At 72.8% G+C, this 26,488-nt stretch carries 25 protein-coding genes; 12 read left to right on the top strand and 13 right to left on the bottom strand.

Translation table 11 applies throughout. The annotated features are described in order from the left end of the window. Positions 1–2 precede the first annotated feature (2 nt). Complete coding sequence (locus ACFWJB_RS06705; protein ID WP_386920659.1) at positions 3–2,204, top strand: glycoside hydrolase family 65 protein; 2,202 nt, start codon at positions 3–5, stop codon at positions 2,202–2,204. Here ACFWJB_RS06705 and ACFWJB_RS06700 read toward each other — a convergent pair. Next, complete coding sequence (locus ACFWJB_RS06700) at positions 2,185–2,766, bottom strand: hypothetical protein (protein WP_386920657.1); 582 nt, start codon at positions 2,764–2,766, stop codon at positions 2,185–2,187. The two genes, ACFWJB_RS06705 and ACFWJB_RS06700, sit on opposite strands and share 20 nt — an antisense overlap. Before the next feature lie 345 nt (positions 2,767–3,111). Between ACFWJB_RS06700 and ACFWJB_RS06695 the strand changes: the two genes are divergently transcribed. From ACFWJB_RS06695 to ACFWJB_RS06670, 6 genes are all read left to right on the top strand, one after another. Further along, on the top strand, positions 3,112–3,429 hold the full coding sequence (locus ACFWJB_RS06695; protein WP_385459371.1) for a hypothetical protein: 318 nt from the start codon (positions 3,112–3,114) through the stop codon (positions 3,427–3,429). 96 nt (positions 3,430–3,525) lie between these two features. Continuing rightward, a complete protein-coding gene (locus tag ACFWJB_RS06690) occupies positions 3,526–5,064 on the top strand; it encodes a pyridoxal phosphate-dependent decarboxylase family protein (protein ID WP_386920655.1) in 1,539 nt (512 codons plus the stop codon). Beyond that, positions 5,061–6,275 carry a M24 family metallopeptidase gene (locus ACFWJB_RS06685; RefSeq protein ID WP_385459375.1) on the top strand — a complete coding sequence of 405 codons (1,215 nt, stop codon included), beginning with the start codon at positions 5,061–5,063 and terminating at the stop codon, positions 6,273–6,275. Before ACFWJB_RS06690 ends, ACFWJB_RS06685 begins: the two co-directional genes overlap by 4 nt. 69 nt (positions 6,276–6,344) lie before the next feature. After that, on the top strand, positions 6,345–6,659 hold the full coding sequence (locus tag ACFWJB_RS06680; protein ID WP_386920653.1) for a DMT family transporter: 315 nt from the start codon (positions 6,345–6,347) through the stop codon (positions 6,657–6,659). Between the two features lie 99 nt (positions 6,660–6,758). After that, the gene (locus ACFWJB_RS06675) at positions 6,759–7,088 is read left to right on the top strand and encodes a hypothetical protein (protein ID WP_381843596.1); all 330 of its coding nucleotides are present in this window, start codon (positions 6,759–6,761) and stop codon (positions 7,086–7,088) included. Positions 7,089–7,280: 192 nt separating this feature from the next. After that, positions 7,281–7,886 carry a class I SAM-dependent methyltransferase gene (locus ACFWJB_RS06670; RefSeq protein ID WP_386920650.1) on the top strand — a complete coding sequence of 202 codons (606 nt, stop codon included), beginning with the start codon at positions 7,281–7,283 and terminating at the stop codon, positions 7,884–7,886. 26 nt (positions 7,887–7,912) lie between these two features. Here the strand turns inward: ACFWJB_RS06670 and ACFWJB_RS06665 are convergent, their stop codons facing one another. Beyond that, complete coding sequence (locus ACFWJB_RS06665; RefSeq protein WP_385459380.1) at positions 7,913–9,082, bottom strand: lactate 2-monooxygenase; 1,170 nt, start codon at positions 9,080–9,082, stop codon at positions 7,913–7,915. Between the two features lie 348 nt (positions 9,083–9,430). Between ACFWJB_RS06665 and ACFWJB_RS06660 the strand changes: the two genes are divergently transcribed. Beyond that, positions 9,431–9,865 carry a protease inhibitor gene (locus ACFWJB_RS06660; protein WP_385459382.1) on the top strand — a complete coding sequence of 145 codons (435 nt, stop codon included), beginning with the start codon at positions 9,431–9,433 and terminating at the stop codon, positions 9,863–9,865. Between the two features lie 137 nt (positions 9,866–10,002). Here the strand turns inward: ACFWJB_RS06660 and ACFWJB_RS06655 are convergent, their stop codons facing one another. From ACFWJB_RS06655 to ACFWJB_RS06615, 9 genes are all read right to left on the bottom strand, one after another. Continuing rightward, positions 10,003–10,263 carry a CDGSH iron-sulfur domain-containing protein gene (locus tag ACFWJB_RS06655; protein WP_385459384.1) on the bottom strand — a complete coding sequence of 87 codons (261 nt, stop codon included), beginning with the start codon at positions 10,261–10,263 and terminating at the stop codon, positions 10,003–10,005. Next, positions 10,244–10,888: a HemK2/MTQ2 family protein methyltransferase gene (locus tag ACFWJB_RS06650; protein ID WP_385459386.1), complete on the bottom strand. Its 645-nt coding sequence runs from the start codon at positions 10,886–10,888 to the stop codon at positions 10,244–10,246. Before ACFWJB_RS06650 ends, ACFWJB_RS06655 begins: the two co-directional genes overlap by 20 nt. Positions 10,889–10,918: 30 nt before the next feature. Next, positions 10,919–11,950: an iron-containing redox enzyme family protein gene (locus ACFWJB_RS06645; RefSeq protein ID WP_386920647.1), complete on the bottom strand. Its 1,032-nt coding sequence runs from the start codon at positions 11,948–11,950 to the stop codon at positions 10,919–10,921. Positions 11,951–12,013: 63 nt separating this feature from the next. Beyond that, positions 12,014–12,196: a hypothetical protein gene (locus tag ACFWJB_RS06640; protein WP_385459390.1), complete on the bottom strand. Its 183-nt coding sequence runs from the start codon at positions 12,194–12,196 to the stop codon at positions 12,014–12,016. A 61-nt stretch (positions 12,197–12,257) separates the two neighbouring features. Beyond that, entirely contained in the window at positions 12,258–13,268 is a 1,011-nt protein-coding gene (locus ACFWJB_RS06635; protein ID WP_385459392.1) for a Ppx/GppA family phosphatase, read from the bottom strand. Between the two features lie 54 nt (positions 13,269–13,322). Next, the gene (locus ACFWJB_RS06630) at positions 13,323–16,145 is read right to left on the bottom strand and encodes an NHLP bacteriocin export ABC transporter permease/ATPase subunit (protein WP_385459394.1); all 2,823 of its coding nucleotides are present in this window, start codon (positions 16,143–16,145) and stop codon (positions 13,323–13,325) included. Between the two features lies 1 nt (position 16,146). Continuing rightward, on the bottom strand, positions 16,147–18,369 hold the full coding sequence (locus tag ACFWJB_RS06625; protein ID WP_386920644.1) for an NHLP family bacteriocin export ABC transporter peptidase/permease/ATPase subunit: 2,223 nt from the start codon (positions 18,367–18,369) through the stop codon (positions 16,147–16,149). Then, entirely contained in the window at positions 18,366–19,172 is an 807-nt protein-coding gene (locus tag ACFWJB_RS06620; protein WP_385459398.1) for an HlyD family efflux transporter periplasmic adaptor subunit, read from the bottom strand. The genes ACFWJB_RS06625 and ACFWJB_RS06620 overlap by 4 nt, the downstream gene beginning before the upstream one ends. Before the next feature lie 101 nt (positions 19,173–19,273). After that, positions 19,274–19,489 (bottom strand): type A2 lantipeptide, encoded by a 216-nt coding sequence (locus ACFWJB_RS06615; protein WP_385459400.1) that lies wholly within the window; start codon positions 19,487–19,489, stop codon positions 19,274–19,276. Between the two features lie 568 nt (positions 19,490–20,057). On the opposite strand from ACFWJB_RS06615, the gene ACFWJB_RS06610 reads away from it, so the two are divergent. The 3 genes from ACFWJB_RS06610 to ACFWJB_RS06600 all read left to right on the top strand — a co-directional run bounded on the left by ACFWJB_RS06610 (position 20,058) and on the right by ACFWJB_RS06600 (position 24,432). Further along, positions 20,058–21,371, top strand: coding sequence for a S1 family peptidase (locus ACFWJB_RS06610; RefSeq protein ID WP_386920642.1), 1,314 nt, complete (start codon positions 20,058–20,060; stop codon positions 21,369–21,371). 311 nt (positions 21,372–21,682) lie between these two features. Beyond that, positions 21,683–24,124 carry a SpoIIE family protein phosphatase gene (locus ACFWJB_RS06605; RefSeq protein WP_386920640.1) on the top strand — a complete coding sequence of 814 codons (2,442 nt, stop codon included), beginning with the start codon at positions 21,683–21,685 and terminating at the stop codon, positions 24,122–24,124. Positions 24,125–24,249: 125 nt separating this feature from the next. After that, entirely contained in the window at positions 24,250–24,432 is a 183-nt protein-coding gene (locus tag ACFWJB_RS06600; RefSeq protein ID WP_385466653.1) for a hypothetical protein, read from the top strand. A gap of 109 nt (positions 24,433–24,541) precedes the next feature. On the opposite strand, the gene ACFWJB_RS06595 is transcribed toward ACFWJB_RS06600, so the two are convergent. Continuing rightward, complete coding sequence (locus ACFWJB_RS06595) at positions 24,542–25,126, bottom strand: hydrolase (RefSeq protein ID WP_386920638.1); 585 nt, start codon at positions 25,124–25,126, stop codon at positions 24,542–24,544. Between the two features lie 98 nt (positions 25,127–25,224). Further along, positions 25,225–25,686, bottom strand: a complete 462-nt coding sequence (locus ACFWJB_RS06590; protein WP_386920636.1) for a MarR family winged helix-turn-helix transcriptional regulator — start codon at positions 25,684–25,686, stop codon at positions 25,225–25,227. A gap of 93 nt (positions 25,687–25,779) precedes the next feature. On the opposite strand from ACFWJB_RS06590, the gene ACFWJB_RS06585 reads away from it, so the two are divergent. Beyond that, positions 25,780–26,280, top strand: coding sequence for a metallophosphoesterase family protein (locus ACFWJB_RS06585; RefSeq protein ID WP_386920634.1), 501 nt, complete (start codon positions 25,780–25,782; stop codon positions 26,278–26,280). Positions 26,281–26,488 lie beyond the last annotated feature (208 nt).

Here is a 26,488-nt window from a genome sequence, read left to right as displayed (position 1 = left end):
ACTTGGGCGCGTACGACGAATGGGTCTGGGAGTACCGGGGCTACCGAGCCGATGAGGAGGGTGTGCGGGAGACCTTGTGTGCTCTCGGCAACGGGGTGTTCGGTGTCCGAGCGGCCGTTCCGGGAGAGGGAAGCGGTGCCGGTCACTACCGAGGCACCTACGCTGCCGGGTGCTACAGCAGTACCTCGGTGCGGGTCGAAGGGCGGACCGTGCGCTGCGAGGCGATGGTGAATCTTCCCGACTGGCTGTGGGTGCGCCTGCGGCCGATCGGCGAGAACGGAGCCGAGGAACCCTGGTTGTCGGTGGACGCCACCGAACTCCTGCAGTACCGGCAAGCACTCGATCTGCGTAAGGGCGTTCTGTCCCGCCTGATCCGCTATCAGGACCGGCGACGACGGCGCACCCGTGTGGAGCAGCGCATTCTGCTCAGCATGGACGATCCGGCCCTGGCCCTGGTGAGGGTGCGCATCACTGCGGAGAACTGGAGGGGAAGCCTGCAGGTCGAGTCGTCCGTGGACGGAACGGTGACGAACAGTCAAGTGGATCGGTACGAGGCCTTCGGCAACCAGTACTTGACCGACATCCGCTCCGGTCACCGTCCCGGCGACGGCATCGTGGTGGTCGCCTGCCGGCCCGCGGGCTCCCGTGTCTCGATCGCCGTGGCGGCTGCCACCCGTCTCCTCGGACCGGGCGACGCCGGCCTCGCATCTGTCCGTACCGAACATCCTGTCGCCCCAGGTCTTCGGCGCCCGAGCACACTGATCCACGTGCCCGTAGAGCCCGGGCGTACTGTGGACCTGGCCAAGACCGTCGCCTTGCTGACCTCGTCGACGTGCCCTCCCGGTCGGCTGACGGAACGAGCTGTGACACGGGTGGCGTCGGCACCCGATCCGGTCGAGCTCACCGCCCGGCACGAAGCGGCGTGGCGGGAAGTCTGGCACCGGTCGCCTCGCCCTTCCCCCGTCGTGGCGAAGCAGGGCTACCGCCTGCACCTGTTCCATCTCCTCCAAACGCTCTCCCCCCATAGGGCAGGGCTCGACGCCGGGTTCCCCGCCCGCGGGCTGCACGGTGAGGAGTACCAGGGAAGGGTCTTCTGGGACGAACTGTTCACCGTGCCCTGGCTGTCCCGTCACTGGCCCCCGACAGCTCGCGCACTTCTCGACTACCGCTACCGCCGGCTCCCCGCGGCCCGTGCGGCTGCCGCCGAAACCGGCCTGGACGGAGCGCTCTACCCGTGGCAGAGCGCAGCGAGCGGCAGCGAGGCCACCGTCCCTGCCGTACTCAATCCCCTCAGTCAGCGCTGGATCGCCGACCACAGCGCCCTGCAACGGCACGTCAACTCCGCGATCGCCTACAGCATCCACCAGTACACCCGGCTGAGTGGTGACGACGAGTACCTCCACGGGAGGGGAGCCGAGATGATCACCGAAATGGCCCGAATGTGGGCGTCCGCCGCAGCGCCCCACTTCGATGGTCACCGCTACCACATCGTCGGGATCATGGGACCGGACGAATACCACGACGCCTACCCCGACAGCGCACCGGGCCTGCGGGACAACGCCTACACCAACATGACGGCAGCCTGGGCCCTCTCCCACGCCCACCGGCTGTGGAACGGCCTGCCTCCACCCCGGCGTGAGCAGTTGGCCGAGCAACTCTCCATGGAGCCCGACGAGCCGGACCGCTGGCTGACGATCTCCCGCCGGATGTACATACCGTTTCACGACGACGTCATCAGCCAGTTCGACGGATACGGGCAGCTGGCCGAGTTCGACTGGGAGGGCTACCGTGCCCACCATTCCGACCTGCGAAGACTTGACCGCATACTGGAGCGGGAGGGTGATCACCCCAACCGCTACAAACTCAGCAAGCAGGCCGACACCCTGATGCTCGGCTACCTCTTCAGGCCGGACGAACTGACCGGCCTGCTCCGCCGACTCGGGTACTGCGTCGACGAAGGCATCTGGCAGCGCACCGTCGACTACTACCTGCCCCGGACCACCCACGGTTCCACCCTGAGCCTCGCGGTCCACGCGCACGTACTCAGCGATCTCGGGCACCCCGCCGCCGAGACGTTCACCCGGCGGGCCTTGCGGGCGGACCTGGACGGCACCGACAGGACGGGCACCTCCTACGGTGTCCACCTCGGTGCCATGGCCGCGGCCCTGCGTCTGGCCACCGAGCTCAGACCGAGGCCAGAGTGAACACGTCCAGTCCGACCTGTGAGGTCAGTCCCGCGGGCGTGGCACAGTCGAGGAGGTCCAGGGAGACGTTGGTTATGGTCCACGTGACCGTCGCTCCCTGGAACGTTCCGGAGGCCACCGACCCTGTGAAGGCGTCCACCTGCTGTCCGGCCACCTGGGAAACGGTCCGGGTCACTTGCAGGGTGCTCGTCGAGCCGTCCGACCACTTGACGACGTTGACGGCGCTGCCGCTGTCCAGCAGATCAAGGCAAGAGCTGCTTGCCGTCGCGGAGAACTCGATGGTCCCCGACGTGATCGAGGTGTTGGGCGCGACGCACGGGCCGAGATTGTTCGTGCCGGTGATGGTCACGGTGCGGGGTGCCAGCGTCAGCCCGGGACTGTACGAGATGTTCTGCGTACCCGTGCACGTTACGAGAGTGGCCGCGGACGCGGGAGACGTGCCGATGACCACACCCGCGCCGACGAGGCAGAACAGCGTCGACCACGTTCCCAGCCGGCGGCGAAGACGGGTTCGTCCGGAGTCGAGGAGGCCGGTGGTCCCGGCGGATGGCGAGGCGGTCATGGATTCTCTCCTGACGAGAGGGAAGGACGCGTTGCCTGTCAGCGTCGGCGCACCACGCACACGGGGCAAGGCGAGAAGTCGCCAACCGACGTCCGCCGGAACGCGGGCCGGCCGCCTGCCGGACGGTTGGCCGAGCCGGCGTCCACGGTCCGATGCCGCGTCACCCCGGACAGCGCTCGGAGGTGCCCGCCGCCGGGCCGTCACAGACACGACGTCACCGCCATGCGCCCGCTCACACCCCGTGTGCTGCCCGTGCCCCTTCCGAAGCCGCACACTCCCTGTCCGCGACCGTCCATGTCCACCACAGTCGAGGACGTCCTCACCCCTTCCACAAGAGGAAACAGCATGCCTGCCTTACGTCGCACCGCACTGGCCCTGGCCGCCGGCACCGCTGCCGCACTCCTGACCACCGGACAGGCTCTGGCCGCCTCCGGCAACGCCAGCGGCACCTTCTACTACACCGACCTCCTCGGTGGCAGCCAGCAGGTCACCAACCCCGAACGAGGCACCTGCAAGCTCGTCTCCACCGTCGGCACCAGCGTCGACAACCAGACCGACGCCACCGTCGTCCTCTACACCGACACCAGCTGCGCTCTGCTGGCCAACCCCGTCTCCCCGGGCAGCACCATCACCTTCCTCTTCAAGTCCTACCGGGTCCTCTGAAGTGCGTCACGGCCTCACGCGTCGGTTCCCCACGTCGCGTGAGGCCGTCGAAGTGCCATGAACCTGTCCGGTACAGACGACGAACGGGGAACATCCGTGTCGATTCTCGAGCCCGAGAGGCTGGCCGCCACGCCGGAGGGCCTTCAGGCACTCAGGGGCCTGGCCGATCAAGCGCTGGTCGCTGCGCAAGCGGGCGCACGGAACAAAGCGGGGCCGCTGCCCGCCGGCGGTCCCGCGGCGCTGGCCCGGCGAACCCGGCACCTGCTGCCTGAGGTACTGCCGGAACACGGGACGGGGGACGCCGAGGCCCTGGTGCCCCTGGCACGCCTGTTCAGCTGGGGAAGCGTGTCCCTGGGGCACCCCGCGACAGCGGCCTTCCTGCAATGCCCGGCGTTGACAGTGGCCGCGGCCGCCGACTTGGTGGCCAGCGCGATGAACCAGTCCGTCGACGTCTGGGACAGCGGGCCGCTCGCCATCGAGTTGGAGAAGGCGGTCCTGGAGGAGCTTCGCCGGCTGGCCGGCCTGCCGGCAGGGGCGTCGGGGGTGACGACGCCCGGCGGTTCCATCTCCAACCTGCTGGCGGTCATCGTGGCCCGCGACACCACGGGATCGGCGATGACCGGTGCCGATGTGACCCGCCTCGGTCTGCAGTCCGGCACCCGCCGCCTGCGCGTGGTGTGCTCGAGCGAGGCGCACATCAGCGTCACCCGCGCTCTCGCCGCCGCGGGTTTGGGAGACGCAGCAGCGAGCGTGGTGCCCGCCTGCGCCGACGGACGGATGACAGCGTCCGCGGTGGCGGCCGCACTTGCGGACCTGCCGCCCCGGGACGCCGCGTTCCTGCTGATGGCCACCGCGGGGACGACCGACCTCGGCGCCATCGATCCACTGCCGGAACTCGCCGACTTGGCACGAGAACGTGGCATGTGGTTGCACGTGGACGCGGCATACGGGGCCGGGATGCTCTTCTCTCCCACCCTGAAGCCTCTCTTCGCCGGTATCGACCGCGCGGACTCGGTCACCATGGACCTGCACAAGATGGCCTGGCAGCCGGCTTCCTCCAGTGTGCTCCTGCTGCGAAACCCCGATCACTTCGCACCGCTGCAGCGCGAAGTCGCGTATCTCAATCCCGGCGACGACGAAGAAGCCGGTTACCCCAACCGGCTGGGCCGCACCCTGGAGACCACGCGCCGTGCCGACGCCCTCAAGGCTGCCGCCGCCTTCCGGGCCCTGGGCAAGGACGGCATGGCCGCGTTGGTCGACCACTGCCACGCCCTTGCCGTGCACGCCCGGCAGGTCGTCGAGGCGCACCCCAAACTGGAGACGCACTACGCGGCCGTCCTCATCCGGGTGGTCTTCCGGTACCTACCGCGCCGCCCGGAACTGGCCGACCAGGTCAATGCCGCCCTCCGCCGACGGCTGCTGACCGAGGGCAGCGTCGTCATCGGCCGCACCGAGCGCGCGGTGGGCGGCGCAAAGCGCATCCACCTGAAGCTCACGTTGATCAATCCTTCGGCGACCCGTCAGGATGTCGAGAACCTGCTGGCCAAGGTGGTGAGCGCCGGAGAGGCGGAGGAAGAGCTGGCCGAACGCGCGCAGCGGGCACCTCGTGCGACCGAACCAGGTGCATCCCGGTGAGCGGGCCCGGACACGAGACGGCTCCCGCGCCGGTCCCGGGTGCTTCGCGGCGACCATGGCCACGCGTCGACCGGCAAGCGTTGCAGGCCGGCCGCACAGCCCGCCTGGCGCAGTGGATGGCGCGGCGCGACGTGGATCACCTGCTGCTCACCGGGCCGGACCAGATCCGCTATGCCACCGACTTCCGGGCGCAGTTGGTCAGCGAGAGCACCGACTGGTACGCCGCCGTGGTGGACGCGTACGGCGAAGGGGACATCTTCGTCCCCTATGTCGACGCCGCGGCGCCCGGACCGGCGTTGCCGCACAAGATGCGCGGTATCTTCCCCCTGCCTTCGTGGGCTCCTGCCGCCTGCCACCCACGGCAGTGGGTGCGGGCCGTGGCAGCGGTCCTGCGTGCCAGGCACGCCCACCACGTGGCCTACGACTCCTTGGACGCCGGGATCCTTCACGATCTGGCGGCCGAACTGCCTCAAGTGCGGTTCACGCCATGTGCCGCGGAACTGTTCGCCATTCGTGCGGTCAAGGACCCGCTGGAGATCAGCCTCGTCGAGGCGGCCTGCCGAATCAACGCCGCGGCTCTGCAGGCGGCGCTGGACGGTGCGCGCCCGGGCATGTCCGATCACGAACTGCTGGCGGTGGCCGCCGCCCACCAGCACGACTCGGGCGCCGAGTTCGTCACTCACTCGGTGTGCAACGTCCGCAAGGGGACGGGGGGCTGGTTCGCCGACGGAGCAGTGCTGCAGGAGGGAGAACCGTTCTTCCTCGACACGGGATGCCACGGCCACGGGGGCTACGCCTCCGACGCCGCCCGCACCGGGTGGCTGGGAGAGCCCGCCCCCGCGGTCCGGCGCGCGTGGCGGTCCCTGCTGACCGCTTACGAAGCCGGCCAGGAAGCCGCTCGCTGCGGGGTACGCGTCTCCCGGATTCACGAAGCGATGAACGACTGCCTCGTCCGGCAAGGGCTGCCGCCCACCCCGTACGGCACCGGTCACGGTATCGGCCTGCGCTGTTGCGAACTGCCCACGATCCACAGCGCGAGTCTCACCGATCACGACGACGTTCTCCGTAGCGGCCACGTCATCGCGCTGGAGCCGGAGACGGCGGTCGAGTCGGAAGGTCGCGTCTACGTCCTGAAGGTCGAGGACAATTTCGCTGTCGAGGAGCAGGGGCTGCGGCTGCTCACCACGCCTTCCACGACGTGGCCCGATTGATGTGGTTCCTCGCGGGCTTCCCGCGGACAGGACGTGGTCCACCCGTCGAATGTCGTGCAGGAGGTCGTCATGGCATGGATGGTTCTGGTGCTGGCCGGGATCATGGAAACCGTGTGGGCGACGGCACTGGACGCCTCACGCAACCTTTCCCGGTTGTGGCCGGCAGTGCTGTTCCTCGTCGCCCTCATCCTGAGTATGACCGGTCTGTCCTACGCGATACGGACTGTACCGATCGGTACCTCCTATGCCGTGTGGGTCGGCATAGGCGCCGTCGGCACCGCCGCGTACGGCATGGTCCACGACCACGACCCCGCGACCTCGGCCCGCCTTCTGTGCCTCGGTCTGATCGTCACAGGCGTTGTCGGCCTGAGGTTCCTGCCCTGATGCCACCGTGCTCGTGGGTAAGCCCCGCCATGCACACGTGTCGCCGCGGGACCCGCACGAGCGTTCACGAGTACCCCTCCACCTCACCGAAGGAGCCCCATGCGTACATTGCGTCGTATCACTCTCGGCGTCACCGCGGCTGCGGCCGGCGTCACCCTTGTCGCGACGACCACTGTCCCCGCCTCGGCCGCGACGCCGATCACCGGACAGTTCGAGTACAGCGACCTGCTGGGCGGCAACAACCGCATCATCAACCCCAGCGAAGGCACCTGTTACTACGTGACGAGCGTCGCCCTGAGCGGGTTCAACGACACCAACGCTCGCGCCACCACCTACACCGACCTCAACTGCACCCTGCTGGGTACCGTGGTCAACCCCGGCAACACCGCAGCCTTCCCCTTCAGCTCCGTCCGTTTCACCCTGCCTTAGCACCACGGGGCCTCAGCACCACGCGCGGCGCACCCCGCCTTCGCCCGGCCGCCGCGCCGGCTGCTGCTCCTGCGTCCTTTGGCCTGCCGGCCCTGGAGGACCGGCAGGCCAGAGGCAGCAACCGGGGAGCCGGGCGGAAGGCCGAAGGGCCGGGTTCCGTCCCGGCGGTGCGGGAGAACCTAGGCTTGCTCCATGAACCGATGGGAGAAGCTGACCGGTGGCAGTTCCGGCGAGCAGTACGCCGCTCGTTTCGCGGAGCTCGCCGAACAGGGACGGGACGTGCACGGCGAGGCGCGCTTCTGCGCCACGCTCGTGCCTCCCGGGTCACGCGTGCTGGACGCCGGCTGCGGCACCGGGCGGGTCCTGATCCAGCTCGCCGGCCTCGGCTACGACGGCGTGGGGGTGGACCTCGACGCCTCCATGCTGGCCGTGGCACGCCGGAACGCGCCACGGCTGACCTGGCTGCAGGCCGACCTCTCGGACTTCGACCCGGCCACCGCGGGCGTCACCCCCGGTTTCGACCTCGTCGTCGCCGCGGGCAACGTCTTCCCCCTCCTCGCTCCGGGCACCGAGGCCGCCGTCGTCGCCACGCTGGCCCGGGCCCTGCGCGCGGGCGGCCTGCTCGTCGCCGGCTTCGGCCTGGACCGGGACCACCTTCCCGTGCCGCCGACCCTGACCCTCGCGGAGTACGACGCCCACTGCGCCTCGGCCCTCCTCACCCTCACCGACCGCTTCGCCACCTGGGACGCCGACCCTTACGACGGCGGCGGATACGCGGTCAGCGTCCATCGCCGCTGAGGGCGGTCCCGCACACCGGCCGGCGCTCAGGCGGACTCCTCGACGAGGTCGGCCGGACCGGGTGTGGTGGGGGAGGCGTGTCCTGACAGGGCGAGCGTCAGGTCCAGTTCGGCGAGCAGGCAGCGGATCACGTGCTCGACGCCCGCCTGCCCGTCCAGGCCGAGGCCGTAGACGTACGGGCGGCCCAGCAGCACCGCCCGCGCGCCGAGCGCGAGCGCCTTGAAGACGTCGTCGCCGGTGCGGACGCCGCTGTCGAACAGCACGGTGAGCCGGTCGCCGACCGCCTCCGCCACGCCGGGCAGCGCGTCGGCCGCCGCGATCGAACCGGCCACCTGACGCCCGCCGTGGTTGGAGACCACCACGCCGTCCATCCCGGCGTCGGCGGCGAGCCGGGCGTCGTCCGGGTGCAGCACGCCCTTGAGGACGATGGGGCCGTCCCAGTTCTCCCGCAGGAACGCCAGATCCGGCCAGGTCTTGGCCGGGTCGGAGAACATGCCGACGAAGTGCATCACCGCCGCGTTCGGGTCCTCGTGCACCGGCTTCGCCAGACCCGCCCGGAAGGCCGGGTCGGAGAAGTAGTTGGCGGTGCCCACGCCGTGCAGGAAGGGCAGGTACGCCTGGTCCAGGTCGCGCGGGCGCCACGACAGCAGCGGGGTGTCCAGGGTGACGAAGAGGGCCGTGAACCCGGCCGCCCGCGCCCGGCCGAGGAAGCTGCGGGCCACCTCGCGGTCCTTCGGCCAGTACAGCTGGAACCAGCGTTCGGCGTCCCCCATGGCCTCGGCGACCTGCTCCATCGGCGTACTGGACGCCGAGGACAGCACGAACGGCACGCCCTGCGCGGCGGCGGCCCGGGCGGCGGCCCGCTCCGCGTCCGGATGCATGATCGACAGCACGCCCACCGGCGCCAGGGCCAGCGGGGCCGGCAGGGCGCGCCCCAGCACCTCGACCGAGAGGTCCCGCTCGTGCACGTCCCGCAGCATCCGCGGCACGATCCGGCGTCGCTCGAGGGCCCGCCGGTTGGCGCGGGCCGTGGAGCCGTCGCCCGCGCTGCCCGCGACGTACCCCACGGGGCCGGGGCCGAGCCGGTGCCCGGTCAGCTCCTCCAGCCGGGTCAGGTCGGTGGGCAGCCGCGGCACCGCGCCCGTCATCCCGTTCAGGTAGATCTCGTACTGGAAGTCCGCCCAGTGCTTCGCCATCCGTACGTCCCGCCTCTCGTCGTCCAGCCAGCGCGCCGCCAGCACCCTACGCGCGGGTGGGACAGGGCTGATCCGGCGGGTGGGGGACTGTTTCGGGAGTGTTTCCGGCCTATTGGCGAACGCGCGGATCACGTCATCCGGCCAGCACACATGATCAAGAACCGCCCCGTTCCGGACTTGGAACGTTCTAATTCCGTGACTTCCCGCCACTGATTCAACACGCAAGGTTACTGAAATCCGTGGGGTCGATGTGTCTTTCGGCGGCGGACTCGGCAGACTCGCGCTCGCCGTCCGGCACCGACCGGGCCGTACGGCACCACCCTCCAACCGAGCGGAAGGATGCACACAATGCGGAACACCGCGCGCTGGGCAGCGACTCTGGGCCTGACGGCCACCGCCGTCTGCGGGCCCCTCGCAGGGGCCTCGATCGCCTCCCCGGCCACCGCCCCCGCGTCGCTCTACGCCCCGTCGGCCCTGGTGCTGACCGTGGGGCAGGGAGAGAGCGCTGCCACCGCCGCACCGCTGCGCGCCGTCACCCTGACCTGTACGCCGACGGCCTCCGGCACCCACCCGGCCGCCGGCCCCGCCTGCGCGGAACTGCGCGCCGCGGGTGGCGACTTCGGTGCGCTGGCGGGCGACTCCGACGTGCTGTGCACCCGGCAGTACGCCCCGGTCGTCGTCACCGTCGACGGGGTCTGGCAGGGACGGCGCGTGTCCTACGAGCGCGCCTACGCGAACGAGTGCGTGAAGAACGCGGGCAGTACGAGCGTCTTCACGTTCTGAGAGACCGGGACCGCGCGGTCCACGCGACGTGACCGGCTGCTCGCTGCTGGGGAGTGCGAGCACCGCCGCGTGGACGGTGCCGGTCCCGCACCGGGGACGGCGGACGGAGTGGGGCCGTCCGCCGTTCCCCGGCACCCTCACCCGTCACCGTCACCGTCACCCGTGACTCGGCCCTCGTCGGGCGGCCCGTCGGCCCGCCCGGACGACCGCGCACGGTGGCTGGTGTCGCACCAGGGGTAGCGCCGGCTGCGACGGCAGGTGCACAGGGCGACCCGGAAGCGGTCGGAGGACACCGTCGTGCCGTCCTCCAGCTCGATCTCCACCGGCCCCTCCACGAGCATGGGCCCGCGGCGCTGGACGGTGATCCGGCGGGGCGGTTCAGACGGGGAGTTCGGCACGGACGACCACCAGCTCCTCCTCGTTGTCGGCCTGGGACAGCAGGCCCCGCTGCCGCAGCCAGTGCTCCCGGCCGCGGACCACGGGGCCGAAGGCGATCCGCTGCCGCCTGGTCACCGCCGCCTTCAGGCCGGCGTCCCGCAGAAGTGCGACCGTCCGCCCGGGGTCACTGAGCGCGGACTGCACGAGCAGCAGCACCCCGCCGGGCCGCAGCAGGGCGGGCGCCTCCCGGCAGATCCGGTCCAGCACCAGCCGCCCGTCGTGGCCCGCGTCCCAGGCCCGGGCCGCCCCGCGGGGCCGGCGCCCGGCGCCCGGCGCCGGGACGTACGGAGGATTGGCCAGGACGAGGTCGAACGTCTCGCCCCGTACCGGAGTGAAGAGGTTGCCGCGCAGGACCCGGACGCGGGCGCCCACCCGCGCCGCGTTCAGCCGGGCGGCCCACACCGCACGCCGTGACACGTCCACCGCCGTGACACGACCGCCCCGCCGGGCCGCCGCCAGCGCCAGGGCGCCCGAGCCGGTCCCCACGTCGAGCACGGCCGCGCCCGGTGGCAGCGACTCGTCGGACAGCGCCCCGACCAGCAGGGCGGTGTCCTCCTGAGGGGCGTAGACGCCCGGTAGCACCATGAAATTCACGAAACCCACGTACCCCCGCAGTCACGGAATATGGGAGGTTCGGGCAGGCTCGCGGGTCACGTCCGGCAGGGGAGTGCGCAGCGACGACCGGCCGGCTCGCCAGTCGGCGAGCAGCCGGTCGGCGAAACGGTCCTCGAGGTGGCCGGTGGCGTCGATACCGAAGACGACGTCCGCCGCGAGCTGGGGTTCCTGCTCCAGCAGGCCCTCGATCACCTCGTGCCGGACGATCTGCTCGTGCACCGCGTCGGCCTCGACGTGCTCGTCGTAGAAGTGCTCGGCGGCGGGCCCCGCACCGGTACGGCGCATCGCCTCGGCGAGCCGCCGGGAACCGGGCGACGAGGTGATCTCGACCGCCGCGAAGTGGCCGACCAGGGCGCCGCGCAACGCCCGGTGCAGGCCGAACAGGGACATCATGTTCACGGTGGCCAGGCACTCGGCCGAGGCCGCGTCGAGGTGACGCCCGTACGTCGTGTCCAGCCCCAGGTCCGTCATCAGGTCGGCGAACAGCCGGGCGTGCACCCGGTCGGCGCGGCCGCCGCCGTACTCGTCGAACTCCACCGCCGCCATCGCCGCCTTCGCGCGGCCCCACAGCCGCGGCAGCACCCACGCGTGCGGGTCGGCCTCCTTGAGGTGGTACAGGGAGCGCTGGGCCGCGTACTCCCGCAGGTGCCACAGCTCGCCCTCGTCCCGCAGGAAGTGGCTGACACCCTTGCCGTCGACGGGCTCGACCAGCAGTGCCCCGACCGCGTCCGCCACACTGTCGTGGACCGGTGTGTCGGCGCGCAGCGCGGACAGGAAGCGGTCCTCGAGCGCCGCCCGGGTGCGCAGCAGGCCGGGGTCCCACTCGAGGTCGGGGGACACACCGGCGAAACCGCGGTAGTGCAGCTCGTAGCACTGGTACAGGGCGAGCTGCAGGTCGTCGCCGTACGGTGACGCGGCGGTCACGTCCTCGGGGCGGGGCAGCGGGCCGGTGCCGAGCAGATACGAGCCGACGGCCGCGGAGAGCGGGCCCCGGGCCGTCGGCAGCTGTGGTTCTTGGCGGACGTTCTCCATGCGTCGCGGGTACCCGGGACGCGCCGTCGCATCCGCGCCGCGCCGGGCACCCGTGCCGCCGCCCTACTCCTCGCCGGACTCCTCCTGCGCCTCGACGTTCGGGGAGGTGGCGTCGCCCGCCTCGCCCCGGTGCCGCCGCTCCCCGGCGGACTCCGGGTCCCGGGTCTCGGCCTCCTCGATCTCGCGCATGACCTCCTCGACGGCCGTCTCGGGCTGCTGGTGACTGCGGTCGTGGTCGTGGGACACGAAGCGCTCCTCTTCTCGTTCGGTTCGGTGCCGCCGGCCCCGTCCGGGGCCCGCGGCGGTGTCAGTCGGCCGCGGACGCGACGCGCAGCGGCACGGGGCCGGGGGCGGCGGGCTCCTCGTCGCGGCGGACGACCTCCGCCCACCAGGACGGCCCGTCCTCGATGTGCCGCAGCAGGACGCCCTCACGGATCGCCCAGGGGCACAGCGTCACCGACTCCAGTCCGGTCAGTTTCATCACCGTGTGCCCGACCACCGCGCCCGCAAGGCTCTGCGCGGCCCGCGGAGCGGAGATGCCGGGCAGACGGGCCCGCTCGGCCGCGGGCAGGCCGGCCAGCCGGCCCACCGCCTGCTTGAGGTCCGCGCACGTCATGTGCCGTTCGACGAAGGGGCCGTGCCGTCCGGGCAGAGCCCCGCACAGCCTCCCGAGCTGCTGGAACGTCCGCGAGGTCGCCACCGCCGTGCGCGGTCCCTCCCAGCGGATCCGCGCAGCCACGTCCCGCAGCTGGTGCCGGACCGCGCGGCGCAGGGCCCGTAGCTGCTCCGGCTGCGGCGCGTCCTGGCCGCCGGCGAGGAACTCGTGGGTCAGGCGTCCCGCCCCCAGCGGCAGCGAGGCCACGAAGTCGGGCAGCCGGCCCCGGCCGAAGGCGACCTCCAGCGAGCCGCCGCCGATGTCCAGCAGGGCGAGCGGTCCCGACCGCCAGCCCATCCAGCGCCGGGCGCCGAGGAAGGACAGCTCGGCCTCCACCTCGCCCGGCAGGGTGCTCAGAGCGACCCCGGTGCGGGTCCGGACGGTGTGCAGCACCTCCCGGCGGTTCGGCGCGGCACGCACCACGGCGGTCGCGAAGGCCAGCGGGCCGGCCGCACCCCAGCGGGCCGCGGTGCGGCCCGCGTCGGCGACCGCCGCCACCAGCCGCTCCACGGCCTCCTCGGGGACCGGAGCACCAGGCGGGACCTGCTGGGACAGCCGCAGGCGCCACTTGGCCGTGTGGACCGGCAGCGGAACGCCTCCCTCCGCGTCCGCCACCACGAGCCGGACGGTGTTCGACCCGACATCCACCACGCTGATTCGCATGAAGGCGCAGGTACCCACTCAGGGGCCGGTCCAACTGTGCCCCGGCCGGGCGTCTCAGGCCAGCTGCCGTCGCACCAGCTCGTGCAGCCGGCCGCTGGTGTCCGCCAGCAGCTCGGCCGGCGGACCCTGCTGGGCGACCCTGCCGTCCTCCATCACGATCACGCGGTCGGCGTCCAGCACCGTCGTCAGACGGTGGGCGATGACGATCCGGGTGGCGTTCAGCGCCTTGGTCGACTCGATCACCGTGCGCTGGGTCTCGTTGTCCAGGGCGCTGGTCGCCTCGTCGAGGAACAGGACGCGGGGCCGGCGGATCAGCGCCTGCGCGATCATCAGCCGCTGCCGCTGGCCCCCGGAGACCGCCCCGCTGCCCGAGACGATGGTGTGCAGGCCCATCGGCATCCGCTTGATGTCCTCGGCGAGCCCCGCCATCTCGGCCGCCGCCATCGCCTCCTCGGGCGTGTACGGCTCGGTGCCGCAGATGACGTCCAGGATCGAGCCGGTGAACGGCTGCGCGTGCTGGAGCACCACACCGCACTGACGGCGTACGGCGGACTGGTCGAGGGCGGCCAGGTCCTGGCCGTCGTACAGGACGCCGCCCGACAGCGGGCGGTCGAAGCCGATCAGCAGCCGGAGCAGGGTCGACTTGCCGCAGCCGCTGGGCCCCACGATCGCCACGAACTCGCCCGGCCGCACCGCGAACGACACGTCGTCCAGGACCAGCGGCCCGTCGTCGGAGTACCGGAACGACAGCCGCCGCGCCTCGATCGCCCCGGACAGCGGCCCCGGCCGGGTGCTCCCGGTGCGCACCTCGGGTGCCGCCTCCAGCACCGGCTTGATCTCCTCGAACAGCGGCAGCGCCGCCACCGCCGACACGAACGCACCGGTGAGCTGGGTGACCGAGGTCAGCAGCATCGTCACCGAGGTGTTGAAGGTGAGGAACGCCGCCGCCGACATCGAGCCGCGGGCCGGCCCGGCCAGCAGCATGAACATCAGCAGCGTGCACAGCGGCAGGTACACCGCTCCGAGCACCGCGTTGAGGTTCTTGATGCGCCCGGCCCTCTGCTGGAGCTCACGGCTGTGCGCGAACCGCTCCGCCCAGGCCGCGTAGGCGTAGTTCTCGGCCGCCGCGACCCGCAGCTTGGGCAGTCCGCGCAGGGTCTGGAAGGCCTGGTTGTTCAGCTTGTTGGTGAGCCGCACCAGCCGCCGCTGCCAGCGCACCTGCCACAGCCCGAGGCCCAGGAAGACGCCGGCGACGACCACCAGCATGCCGATCGCCGCGAGCGCCATCGGCACGCTGAACCAGAGCAGCAGCCCCAGGTTCATGGCCCCGACGGTCACCGACTGGGCCACCGTCGGACCGACCCCGGCGAGGAGTCTGCGGATCGCGCTGATGCCCATGGCCGCGCTCGCCAGCTCACCGGTGGAGCGCTCGGTGAAGAATCGGGTCGGCAGCCGCAGCAGCCTGTCCCACACGGCCGGCTGGAGGGTCGCCTCGATACGGCCCTCCAGCCGCAGGATCGTGAGGTTCTGCAACAGCGTGAACGCCGCCGCGACGACACTGCTCAGCATCACCGCGAGACACACCTGCACGATCAGCCCGGTCTGGGCCTTCGGCACGAACTCGCCGAGCACCTTGCCGGTCGCGACCGGCACCAGCGCGCCGATCGCCACCGTCACCAGCCCGGCGAGCAGCAGGCCCGCCAGGTCACCGCGCGTGCCCCGCAGACAGAACCGCAGCAGCCGCAGCGGACCGAGCCGGCGCTCGGGCAGCGGCCGGTAGAACATCACCGCGCGCGGCTCGAACTCCTCGGCGTTGGCCTTCTCGACCGGTGTCTCCCGGCCGGTCGCCGGGTGGACGGCCACGTAGCCGCCGCGCCGCCACAGCAGCGCCACCGGCGCGCCCGAGAGGGCACGGTGACCGACCAGCGGCCCGACGTCGTCCCGCCACCAGCGGCCGTCCAGCCGTACGGCCCGGGTCCGGACGCGGGAGGCGAGGGCGATCCGCTCGACCGGGTCGAGCCGGTCGCTCTCGGTGCTGTTCTGCGCGGGCTCGGCCAGCGTGATCCCGGCCGCGCGGGCGACCAGCGCGCAGGCCGCGTGGGTGGCGTCGGTGTCGGCGGACGTGGCCCGCTTGTCCGGCCGCCTGCCGATGGAGGCGAGCAGGGTCCGGTCGGCCCGGGCGCGTACCGCCTCACCGGCCTTGATACCGGCCGCCGTGCGCGTCTCGTGGCTGCGCTCCAGCTGCTCGATCCAGCGGTCCAGGGTGGTCAGCAGCCGGTACTGCTGGTCGACCATGCTCTGCCACAGCGCGGGATCCATCAGCAGGTCGGCGGCCGCCTCGTCGCCGTACACGGCGCCGTACTGCACGCTGCCGGGCGGGACCTGCATCCAGAAGACGTCGTCGTCCGTGGGGGCCGCCGCCCGTTCGGAGGCCATCGGCGCCTGGAAGAGGATGGACAGACTGCGCCCGACGCCCAGGGCGAGCGCGTACTCCAGCGGGCTCGTCGTCGGCGGCACGTACTGCGGGTTGCCGTACTCGTCGTACGACCAGGTCTGCGTGTGCGCCGGCTGGTACAGCTCGCGCAGCCCGATGCGGTGCACCACGCAGTCCCGCAGCGGCCGGGCGACCAGTGTGTGCTGCGGGCCGGCCACCGGTCCGAGCAGTACCGAACCCGCCTCCAGGCGGCCCAGGTGGTGCCAGTGCCCCTGCTGCCCGGCGTCCACCGCGAACAGGTCCACCGCGCCGGACACGACCAGCCAGAGCACCTGGGGGCCCTCCAGGTCGAGACGGGTGAACCCGGCGCAGTCCACACGCGTGCCCAGGGAGCCGAGCGCGCCGAGGACGAGATCGCCCTGCCCTTCGTGCACCGTCGTCATCTCACCGCTCCCCGACCAGCGCCGCGTACGCCCCGCCGCGCGCGACCAGTTCCTCGTGCCGCCCGCGCTCCACGACCGTGCCGTGCGCCAGGACGACGATCTCGTCGCTGTCCCGCACGGTGCTCAGCCGGTGCGCGATGACCACGCACGCGCAGCCCCGCCGGCGCAGGTTGTCCATCACCACCAGCTCGGTCTCCGCGTCCAGCGCGCTGGTCACCTCGTCCAGGACCAGGATGCTGGGCCTGCGCACCAGCGCCCGCGCGATCTCCAGACGCTGGCGCTGCCCGCCGGAGAAGTTGCGGCCGTCCTGCTCGACCCGGCTGTGGATGCCGCCCGGACGGCGCATCACGACGTCGTACAGCGCGGCGTCCCGCAGCGCCTCCACCACGGCGTCGTCCGGCACCGAGGGGTCCCACAGGGCCACGTTGTCGCGCACCGAGCCCTCGAAGAGGAACACGTCCTGGTCGACGAAGGAGACGGAGGACGCCAGCGCCCCGCGCGGAATGTCCTCGAGGCGCTGCCCGTCGATGCGGATCACGCCCTCCCACGGGGTGTACAGGCCGGAGATCAGCCGGGACACCGTGGACTTGCCGCTGCCCGAGCCGCCGACGAGGGCCACCTGCCGCCCCGGCCCCACGGTCAGGTCGAAGCCGGTCAGCAACGGTTTGTCGAGGGGGCTGTAGCCGAACGAGATGTTCTCCAGCTCGACATGGCCGTGCAGCCGGCGCGTGGAGTCGCCGCCGCCGGGGCGGGCGTACAGCGGGTCGGTGCGGAAGTTCTCCACGTCCTTCAGCCGGGCCACGTCGGCCGCGAAGTCCTGGATGCGGCCCGCGACGCCGTTCAGCCGGGTCAGCGGTGCCGTGAAGCGGGTGACCAGCGCCTGGAAGGCGACCAGCAGACCGATGGAGATGTGCCCCTCGACCGCCCGCATGCCGCCGATCCAGAGGATCAGCGCGCTGTTGACCGTGGCGAGCGTCGGCGCGACCACCCCCAGCCAGGCACTGGGCACCCCGAGCCGCTGCTGCTCCTCCAGCGTGGTGGCGTGCTGCCCGGCCCACTTGCGGAAGTAGCCGTCCTCACCGCCGGTGGCCTTCATCGTCTCGATGAGCTGAAGACCGGTGTACGACGTGTTGGTCAGCCGCGCCGTGTCCGCCCGCAACTTCGCCGTCCGGGTGGCGCGCAGTCTGACCACGACCCGCATCGCGACGATGTTGAGCAGCGCCACGCCGATGCCGACGAACGTGAGCTGCGGGTCGTACGTGTACAGCAGCACGGCGTACAGCACGACGACGATCGCGTCGACACCCGCCGCCGCCAGGTCGCGGGCCAGGGTCTCGGCGACGGCGTCGTTGGACTGCAGGCGCTGCACCAGGTCGGCCGGGCTGCGCTGCGAGAAGAACGTCACCGGCAGCCGCAGCAGGTGCCGCAGGAAGCGGGCGCTGGAGAGGGTGGAGGAGATGATGCGGCCGTGCAGCAGGTTCGCCTGCTGGAGCCAGGTCAGCACCACCGTGAGCAGGACGCACGCCGCCATGGACGCGAACAGCACGCCCAGCAGCGAGGTCTGCTTGCCGATCAGGAACATGTCGATGTAGGTGCGGCTCAGCGCGGGCACCGCCGCGCCCACCGCCACCAGCAGCAGGCTCGCCAGCACGGCCGCCGGCAGCGTGCCCGCGGTCCCGCGCAGCCGGGCCGGCATCGCGCCGAGCACGCCCGGCCTGCGGCCGCCCCGGGCGAAGTCCGGGCCGGGCTCCATGGTCAGCACGACCCCGGTGAAGCTGCCGTCGAAGTCCTCCAGGGACACGAAGCGGCGGCCCTTGCCCGGGTCGTTGATGAACACCCCGCGCCGGCCGAAGCGCCGGCCCATGCCGTCGTAGACGACGTAGTGGTTGAACTCCCAGAACAGGATGGCGGGCGCCGTCACCTCGGCGAGGGCGGCGAGATCCATCTGCATGCCCTTGGCGGTGAAGCCGTAACCGCGTGCCGCCTTCAGGAGGTTGCTGGCGCGCGAGCCGTCGCGCGAGACGCCGCAGGCGATGCGCAGCTCCTCCAGCGGGACGTGCCGGCCGTAGTGGCCGAGCACCATCGCGAGGGAGGCGGCGCCGCACTCCACGGCCTCCATCTGGAGCACGGTGGGGGTACGGACGGTCTTCGCCCGGCTCCTCGGCACCTTGCGGCTCGGCGGGGCGGCACGGCGTCTGCCCCGGGTGTCGGTCGCGGTACTCACGGCAGCAGCCAATCGACGGGACGCTGCCCGGACAGCCGGATGGAGCCCGTGGCCGGCGTCATGGAGGTCAGTTCGAAGGGCGGCCCGTCCGCGGACGACCACGCGTAGCCGCTCTTCGTGGACGAGGAGGTGTCGAGGCGGACCGTCACGGCCACCGGCCGGCCGTCCTTCGTCAACTGCTCGCCGAGCTGGCCGTCCCCGAGGAACGCGCCGATCGACTGGGCCGACTGGGCCGAGCGGTCCACCGACTTCACGTGGCCGTGCAGCACCCCGAACTCCTGCGCCGGCACCGACTGGACGGTCAGGTCGACCGGGGCGTCGGCGGGAATGGCCCCGGCGTTCTCGGCGGGGACGTAGACGGTGGCGTACAGCGGGTCGCCCGCGTGGGCGACCTTCTCGATCGACGCGACGTTCGCGCCGGTCCCGATGATCTGGCCGACGGAGGCGGCGAGCGCGCTGACGCGGCCCGCGTCGAGCGAGCGGACGACGGTCTCGCCCTCCGCGGTGCGGACCCTCAGCACGGGCGAGTCGGCGGCCAGCCGCTCACCCTGACGGACGAGGACCGCGGTGACCTGGCCGGACACCGGGCTCTGCAGGACGTAACTGCCCTGCCCGTGGGTCAGGACGGCGGGCGCGCCGACCGTCGAGGCCACCGAGCCGGTCACCGCCCACACGGACGCGGCGGCCATCGCGACGACGGTCACGGACAGCACCAGCCAGCCCTGCGGGCGGGCGAAACGCACCGGGAGGTCGAGCTCCTCCGGTGACTGGAGTTTGGCGAGGGCCTGTTGGCGGAACTGCACGTCGGACGTATCCCAGGAGAGCGCGAAGAAACCGTCGGGGAACCGCCGAAAAGTCCCGGAGCCGGGTTACGGCTCCGGGACTCAGCGGCACAAGGGCGCGATCAGAGACCGGCGACCAGGTTGGTGACCGGGGCCGTGTTCAGGCCGGTGACACCCTCGACGGTGCCGACGGCCGTGTTGAGCAGACCCGAGACCGGGGCGATGCCGTCCACCAGGCCGGTGACGGTGCCGACGGCGTTCACGTTCAGACCGCCGGAGACGTTGTCGAGCTCGGCGTCGGAGATCTCGACGGTCTCGAAACGGGGGGTGGAGTTCATGATGGAACTTCCCTTCGTATAGCCAATTCACAAGGGGGGAGCGGCCCCCTCTGGGGACAGATGACGGCCGCGACCGCGGCGACCGGGGCGCCCTGGATCCGGAGCCCTCCGCGGCCCCCGCGGTGCGATGGATCAAAGCACGCGGCCGGTCGGCCCTTCCAATCAATCACCCCTCCGACCTGGACACTTGCGACGCCGGGGCGCCGATACGTGCAGGGCCGCGCACGTCTTCGCGGCGACTTCTTCACACCGGGCGGGGCGTCGGGCCCTCCGGCCCCTTGCCCGTGCCGCCGCGAATCCGGCACTCCGGTCCCAATGGCGTGCGCGGGGTCCGTGGCTTGTGGAGAACGGCCGGTCGGGGTGACCGGGTTGGGCAATCGATGTGCAGATTCCCTGAAGCCGGGATTCCGCTCCGTGATTTCGACGCAGCGTCACCGGGCGGAAACGGAATGTGGCGAACCGGCGGGATTGAACGGCCCGTGCGGCCCGCGCGTACCAACAGCCGTCCAGGCGCCCCCCGACAGCTGCCCACCGGCGGCACGGACCCCGTCCCAGGAGGTCGAGAAGGTTGAGTCACAAGCGAATCCCGAAGCGCAGGGCCGCGATGGCGGCAGGTTCAGTGGTGGCGCTCGGCGCGGCCGCCCTCCTGCTGCCGCACGCCAACGCCTCGCAGGGCGGTGATGGTTCCGGCTCCACCGCCGCGGCGCCGCGGACACTCAGGGCGGCGGACGCCTCGGACCTCGCCGCACGGCTCCCCGGGCTGCTCGGCGACGCCTTCGCCGGCTCCTACTACGACGCCGGCAAGCGGCAGCTCGTCGTCAACGTCGTGGCCGGCGGTGACGACGACGCCGCCGCGCGGGCCGAGAAGGCGGGCGCGGCCGTCCGCGAGGTGGACAACAGCATGGCCGAACTGAGCGCCGGCGCGCGGACGCTGAAGACCGAGGCGACCATCCCCGGCACCTCGTGGGCCGTCGACCCCCGGACCAACAGGATCCTCGTCACCGCGGACCGCACCGTCACCGGCGCCGCGTGGGACCGGCTGGAGTCCACCGTCGAGAGCCTCGGCCCGGACACGGCCACCCTCAGGAAGTCCGGCGGCACGTTCACGACCTACGTGTCCGGCGGGGACGCCGTCTTCGGCGGCGGCGCGCGCTGCTCGCTCGGCTTCAACGTCACCGCGGGGGACGGCTCGCCCGCCTTCCTGACGGCCGGTCACTGCGGGGTCGCCGCCGCACAGTGGTCCGACGCGCAGGGCGGGCAGCCGATCGCCACCGTCGACCAGGCGCTGTTCCCCGGCCGGGGCGACTTCGCCCTCGTCACGTACGACGACCCCGCGACCGAGGCGCCGAGCGAGGTGAACGTCGGGAACCGGACCGTCGCCATCACGGGCGCTGCGGAGGCGACGGTCGGACAGCAGGTCTTCCGGATGGGCAGCACCACCGGACTGGCCGACGGGCAGGTCCTCGGCCTGGACGCGACCGTGAACTACCCCGAGGGCACCGTCACCGGCCTCATCCAGACCGACGTGTGCGCCGAACCCGGGGACAGCGGAGGCTCCCTCTTCACGCGGGACGGCCTGGCGATCGGCCTCACGTCCGGCGGCAGCGGCGACTGCACGGTGGGCGGCGAGACCTTCTTCCAGCCGGTCACCACGGCCCTGGAGGCGGTCGGCGCCTCACTCGGCGACACCGGCGCGGCGGGGGGAGCGGACGCCGGCGGCGGCGACGCGGTGGGCGGTGCGGGAGCCGCCGGCGGCGACGAGGCGGGCGGTGCGGGAGCCGGCACGGGCGAGCAGGCCGGCGGTGAGGACTCCGGTGCCGGGGACCAGGCCGGTGACGGAACGGGGGTCGCCGACGCCGGCGCGCGCCATGAGGACCGCTGACGCCGGGCCGGTCACGGCCCGGGGCCGCTGACGCTCGTGACGGCACGGGGTCCGGCGGGGCTGCTGACCTCCGCCACCCCGCCCCGCCGCCCCGCGCGGACCCACGGACCCGGTCCGGCCCTCCGGGGGGAGGGCCGGACCGGCGCACGCCCCGCTCGGGGACGCCCCGACCGGCGCGGCATCCCCGCGCATCCCCGACACCCCCGGTCCACGCGGCGCCCCCGCGGGGCGCGTCCCTTTGTCCCGGCAGGATCGCGGGTTCCCCGTTCGCAGGGGCTGCGCGGCCGTCCCATACGCGCTGTAATGGCGACGTGGTCGGAGAGGGCGCTGCGGAACGCGGGACGAGAACGCTGCGTGCCGAGGGTGCCCTGAAGGCCGTCGCGTCCGTCCCGGACCGGGGTGGGCGACTGCGCCGCGTCCTCGAACAGGCGCTCGTGTTCGGCGGGGCCGCCTTCGCCGCCGTGTACACGCCCGGCGAGGACCGCGAACTGCTCTGCCTCGCCGAGTCGGTCGGTGTGCCGAGGACGCTGTACGGCGTGCGCGACAGCTATCCCGCGGACGGCGGCTCCCCGGTCGCCGACGCCCACCGGGCCGGTACCGCGGTGTGGCTCGGCCCCGCGGAGTTCGCCGGGTCCGCCGAGTCGCGGCACGTGCCGTCCAGCGGCTTCTCCCTCGCCGCCCTGCCCGTGCCCGGGGACGGCGGCTGTCTGCTCGCCCTGACCGAATGCCCGGGCGGCTTCGGCCCCGAGGACCGGGCCTGTCTGCGCCTGGTCGCCGAGGCCGTCGTCGGCCCCGCCCCGCCCGTCGCCGCCGAGAGCCGGCAACTGCGGCCGGACGCGTTCTCCCTGGCCATGGACACCGGCCGGGTCGAGGTCGGCGACGACATCCTGCGGCTGTTCGCCCTCGCCCCGGGCGACTTCGACGGCAGGGTCGAGACGCTGCTCGGCCTGACCGTGCCCGAGGACCTGCCCTCCCTGATGTCGGTGGTGGAGGCCGGCCACATGACCATCGGGGACCGGGAGCTGGAGTTCCGGGTGCTGCGGCCCACCGGCCCGCCGAAGTGGCTGCGGCTGCGGGGGCGTCTGCTGCCGGGCGGCGACGGACGGCCGGCCCGCCTCGTCGGCACCGTCGCCGACGCCTCCACCCTGCGCCCCGACGTGACCGACGTCGCCCGCGTGCAGCGCCTGGCCGCCGCGCTGGCCACGGCCGGCACCGTCCGGGACGTCAGCCAGGCCGTGGTCGCCGCCCTGCGCAGGCCCCTGCGCGCCGACCGGATCGCCCTGGCCGAGCTGGAGAACGACCGGCTCGTGGTCACCGTCCTCGACCCGCCCGAACCGGAGTCGTGGCCCGAGTTGTGGCGGCTGGAGTGGCGCACCGAGTGGCCCGACGCGCCCGTCCGCGCCATGCCCACCCTCGCCTCGGCGCTGCGCGAGGGCCGCGCCCGGATCTGGCCCGCCGGCACCGCGCTGGAACCCGCGCTCGCCGACGTCGGCCCCGGCGGCCTGGCCGTCCTGCCGCTGCCGGCCGCGGGCCGTACGGCCGGCGTCTGCCTGATCGGCTGGGACTCCCCGCACGACTTCGGCCCCGACGAGCGCGCGCTGCTCACCGCCTCCGCCGGCCTGGCCGGACAGGCGCTGATGCGCGCCCACGCCTTCGACGCCGAGCACGAACTCGTCGGCATGCTCCAGCGCCAGCTGCTCCCGCGCCGCCTGCCGGAACTGCCCGGCGCGGTCGCCGTCGCCCGCTACCTGCCCAGCACGGCCGGCCTGGAGCTCGGCGGCGACTGGTACGACGTCATCCCGCTGCCCGACCACCATGTCGCCCTGGTCATCGGCGACGTCCAGGGCCACAGCGCCGGCGCGGCCACCCTCATGGGCCAGATGCGCACCGCCCTGCGCGCCTACGCCGTCGAGGGCCACCCGCCCGACGTGGTCGTCTCCCGGGCCAACCGGCTGCTGACCGACATGGGCACCGACCTCTTCGCCACCTGCGCCTACGTCGACCTGGACATGGAGGAGGGCTCCGCCTGGTGCGTCCGCGCGGGACACCTGCCACCGGTGCTGCGCCACCCCGACGGCACCACGGAGATCGCGGAGGCCGAGGGCGGCCCGCCGCTCGGTGTGGTGGCGCAGGCCGACTTCCCGATGAGCCCGCTCCGGCTGCGGCCCGGCACCCTGATCGCCCTCACCACGGACGGGCTCGTGGAGTCCGCCGACGCCGACATCGACGAGGGCATGGACCGCTTCGCGCACGCGCTGTCCGTGTCCGACCCCGCCCACCTCGGTCTCCTCGCCGACGCCCTGCTCGGCAACGCCCCCCGCAGCGACGACGTCGCCCTGCTGCTGGTGCGCTACGACGGCATGGAGACGCTCCCGCGGCGCGAGACGTGGACGGTGTGGCGGCTGCCCGAGGCCGTGCGGCACGCCCGCCGCTTCACCGGCCGCACCCTGCGCTCGTGGGGAGTGCCGGCGGCCGACATCGACGCCGTGCTCCTGGTCGTCTCCGAGTTGGTCACCAACGCCCTGGTGCACACCGACGGCGCGGTCCGCCTCGACCTCGTGCTGGTGGGGGGCCGGCTGCGCGTCGCGGTCGCGGACGCGTCGCCGCGTACGCCCGTGAAGCCGACCAGCATCGGCTGGGAGGCCACCGGCGGGCGCGGCATCCTGCTGGTCGAGGCGGTGTCGGCGACGTGGGGGACGCTGCCGGTCAGCGGCGGCAAGCAGGTCTGGAGCGAGATCGCGCTGGGCCGCTGATCCCGCACCCCGGGGCCGGCCGGTGGGCAGGGCCGGTCCGGGAAGGAACAAGTGCCCGTTTTGCCGGCACATGTCCGGGGACCCGAAGGAGATCCGCACCGCACACAGAAGGAAGATGATGCCCCGTGATCGCGGACACCAGTGAGAAACCCGTCGTCCGCCGCCTGGAGACGGGCTGGTCGACGGCCCGCCGCCTGCGCGGCGAGGGTGGCGCCATGCGCACCTGGGTGCCGGCCGTCGAGGACGGCGACGTCCCGCGCGCACCGCAGGCGGGCCAGGAGTCGAACATCGTCAGGGGTGAGGACTGACCACACCCCGGGACCGAAGATCGTCGATGCGCCGGCCGTCGTGCCGGCGCGGCCCGGGTCCGGGCCCGTCCGTCTGCCGCCCCCGCGGAGGCGGCACGCCGCTGGTGTCTCAGCAGTGGGTCTTGGCCAGCAGCTCCAGGATCTCGGCCGTGGTGCCGGTCTCGCCCAGCCGCGGGAAGATGCGCTCGACACTGTTGCGGTGGGCGTCCGCGTCCATGTCGCTCATGGCGTCGGTGGCGAGCGTGACGTGGTAACCGTGCTCGTGCGCGGCCCGGGCGGTGGACTCCACGCCGATACTGGTGGCGATGCCGGTCAGCACGATCTGGGTGACGCCCCTGCGGCGCAGCGCGACGTCGAGTCCGGTGCCGTGGAACGCCCCCCAGTTGCGCTTGGTGACCCTGATGTCACCGGGGTGACCGGCCAGTTCGTCGACCACGACGTCCCAGCCCTCGGGCCGGGGCCCGCCGGCGCCGCCGACGTCGGTCCGGCCGGGCACGGCGTCCGCCCCGTCCGCGGCGAAGGAGACCCGGACCAGCACCACGGGCAGGTCCCGCGCGCGGAAGGCGGTCGCCAACTCGGCGCTGTGGGCCACGACGTCGGAACCGGTGTGGGGGCGGGTCGGCGCGGCGACGATGCCGGCCTGGAGGTCGACCACGACGAGGGCGGTGCGGGGGTCGAGGGCGGTGACTGCCATGGGGGAGGGCCTTTCGGACGGTTCGGGTGGTGCGGGTTGCTCGGGTGGACGCGCCCCGGCGTACGCGGGTGCGACGGTCCGCCGGACGGGGCCCGGGGTCACGGCCGGGTCAGCCGCTCCAGCAGGGCGAGTGCGTCGAGGACCGTGTCCCGTTCCGCGGCGGTGCACCGGTCCTGGAAGGCCCGGGCCAGCCACTCCTCGCGGACCTGCCGGTTGTCCTCGGTGCGGGCGCGGCCGGCCTCGGTGAGGGTGACGAGCTGGCGTCGGCCGTCCTCCGGGTCGGGGCTGCGGCGGATCAGTCCCTGCTGGTCGAGGGCGGCCAGCGTGGCCGCCATCGACTGCGGCCGGACGCCCTCGGCGGACGCCAGCGCGCTGGCGGTGGCCGCACCGTGCTTGCCCACCAGCGTGAGCGCCGACACCTGGGAGGGCGTGAGGTCCTCGTCCCGGGCGACCTCCCGGATGCGCCGCCGCAGCCGGCTGAAGACCACGTGCAGCTCGCGCGCGGCACGGGCGGCGGAGTCGGAGATGCCCGCGGCGGGCCCCTCGGCGTCGGCTTCCATGTCTCCACCGTAGATTCGACAGGTAGGACTGTCCAGTTCTGCCTGAACAGTTTTACCTGATCATTCGGGCCGCCGTGCCGCTAGGCTGGATCCGTGCGTCTGCTGCTCATGTCCGACACCCACCTGCCGAAGCGGGCCAGGGAGCTGCCCGCGCCCCTGCTGGCGGAGATCCTGCGGGCCGACGTCGTCCTGCACGCGGGGGACTGGGTGGACACGGACACGCTCGACCTGCTGGAGGCGCGCAGCCGGCGGCTCGTCGCGGTGTACGGCAACAACGACGGACCCGGGCTGCGGGCCCGGCTGCCCGAGGTGGCCCGCGCGGACCTCGGTGGTCTGCGCTTCGGCGTCGTCCACGAGACCGGCGCCGCCCAGGGCCGGGAGGCACGCTGCGCCGCCCGCTTCCCCGACCTCGACGTGCTGGTCTTCGGGCACAGCCACATCCCCTGGGACACCACCGCCGGCACCGGTCTGCGGCTGCTCAACCCCGGATCGCCGACCGACCGGCGCCGCCAGCCGTACTGCACCTACATGACCGCCACGGCCACCGGCGGTCGTCTGGAGGACGTCGGACTGCACCGCCTGCCGCGCCGCTGACCCGCGTCGCGGGCGGCGCTCGGCCGCGTCGGAGAACTGGGGAAGGGCAGCGCCCGAAGGACGCTGCCCTCTACGTGCCGGGTCGCTCCGTGTCGGGGGGAAGCGGCCCGGGCGCTACGAGTGTGCGCTGTCACGGACCTCCTTCCGTCACAAGTACCGCGGAGGTCATGCATGCCTCGTTCGATGCCGGGCGACTACCCCTCTGCGC

Source organism: Streptomyces sp. NPDC127100 (assembly GCF_042724095.1).
Taxonomy (GTDB): Bacteria; Actinomycetota; Actinomycetes; order Streptomycetales; family Streptomycetaceae; genus Streptomyces.
The sequence above is the reverse complement of the archived record's forward strand: the minus strand, read 5'-3'. Positions and strand labels throughout refer to the sequence as shown.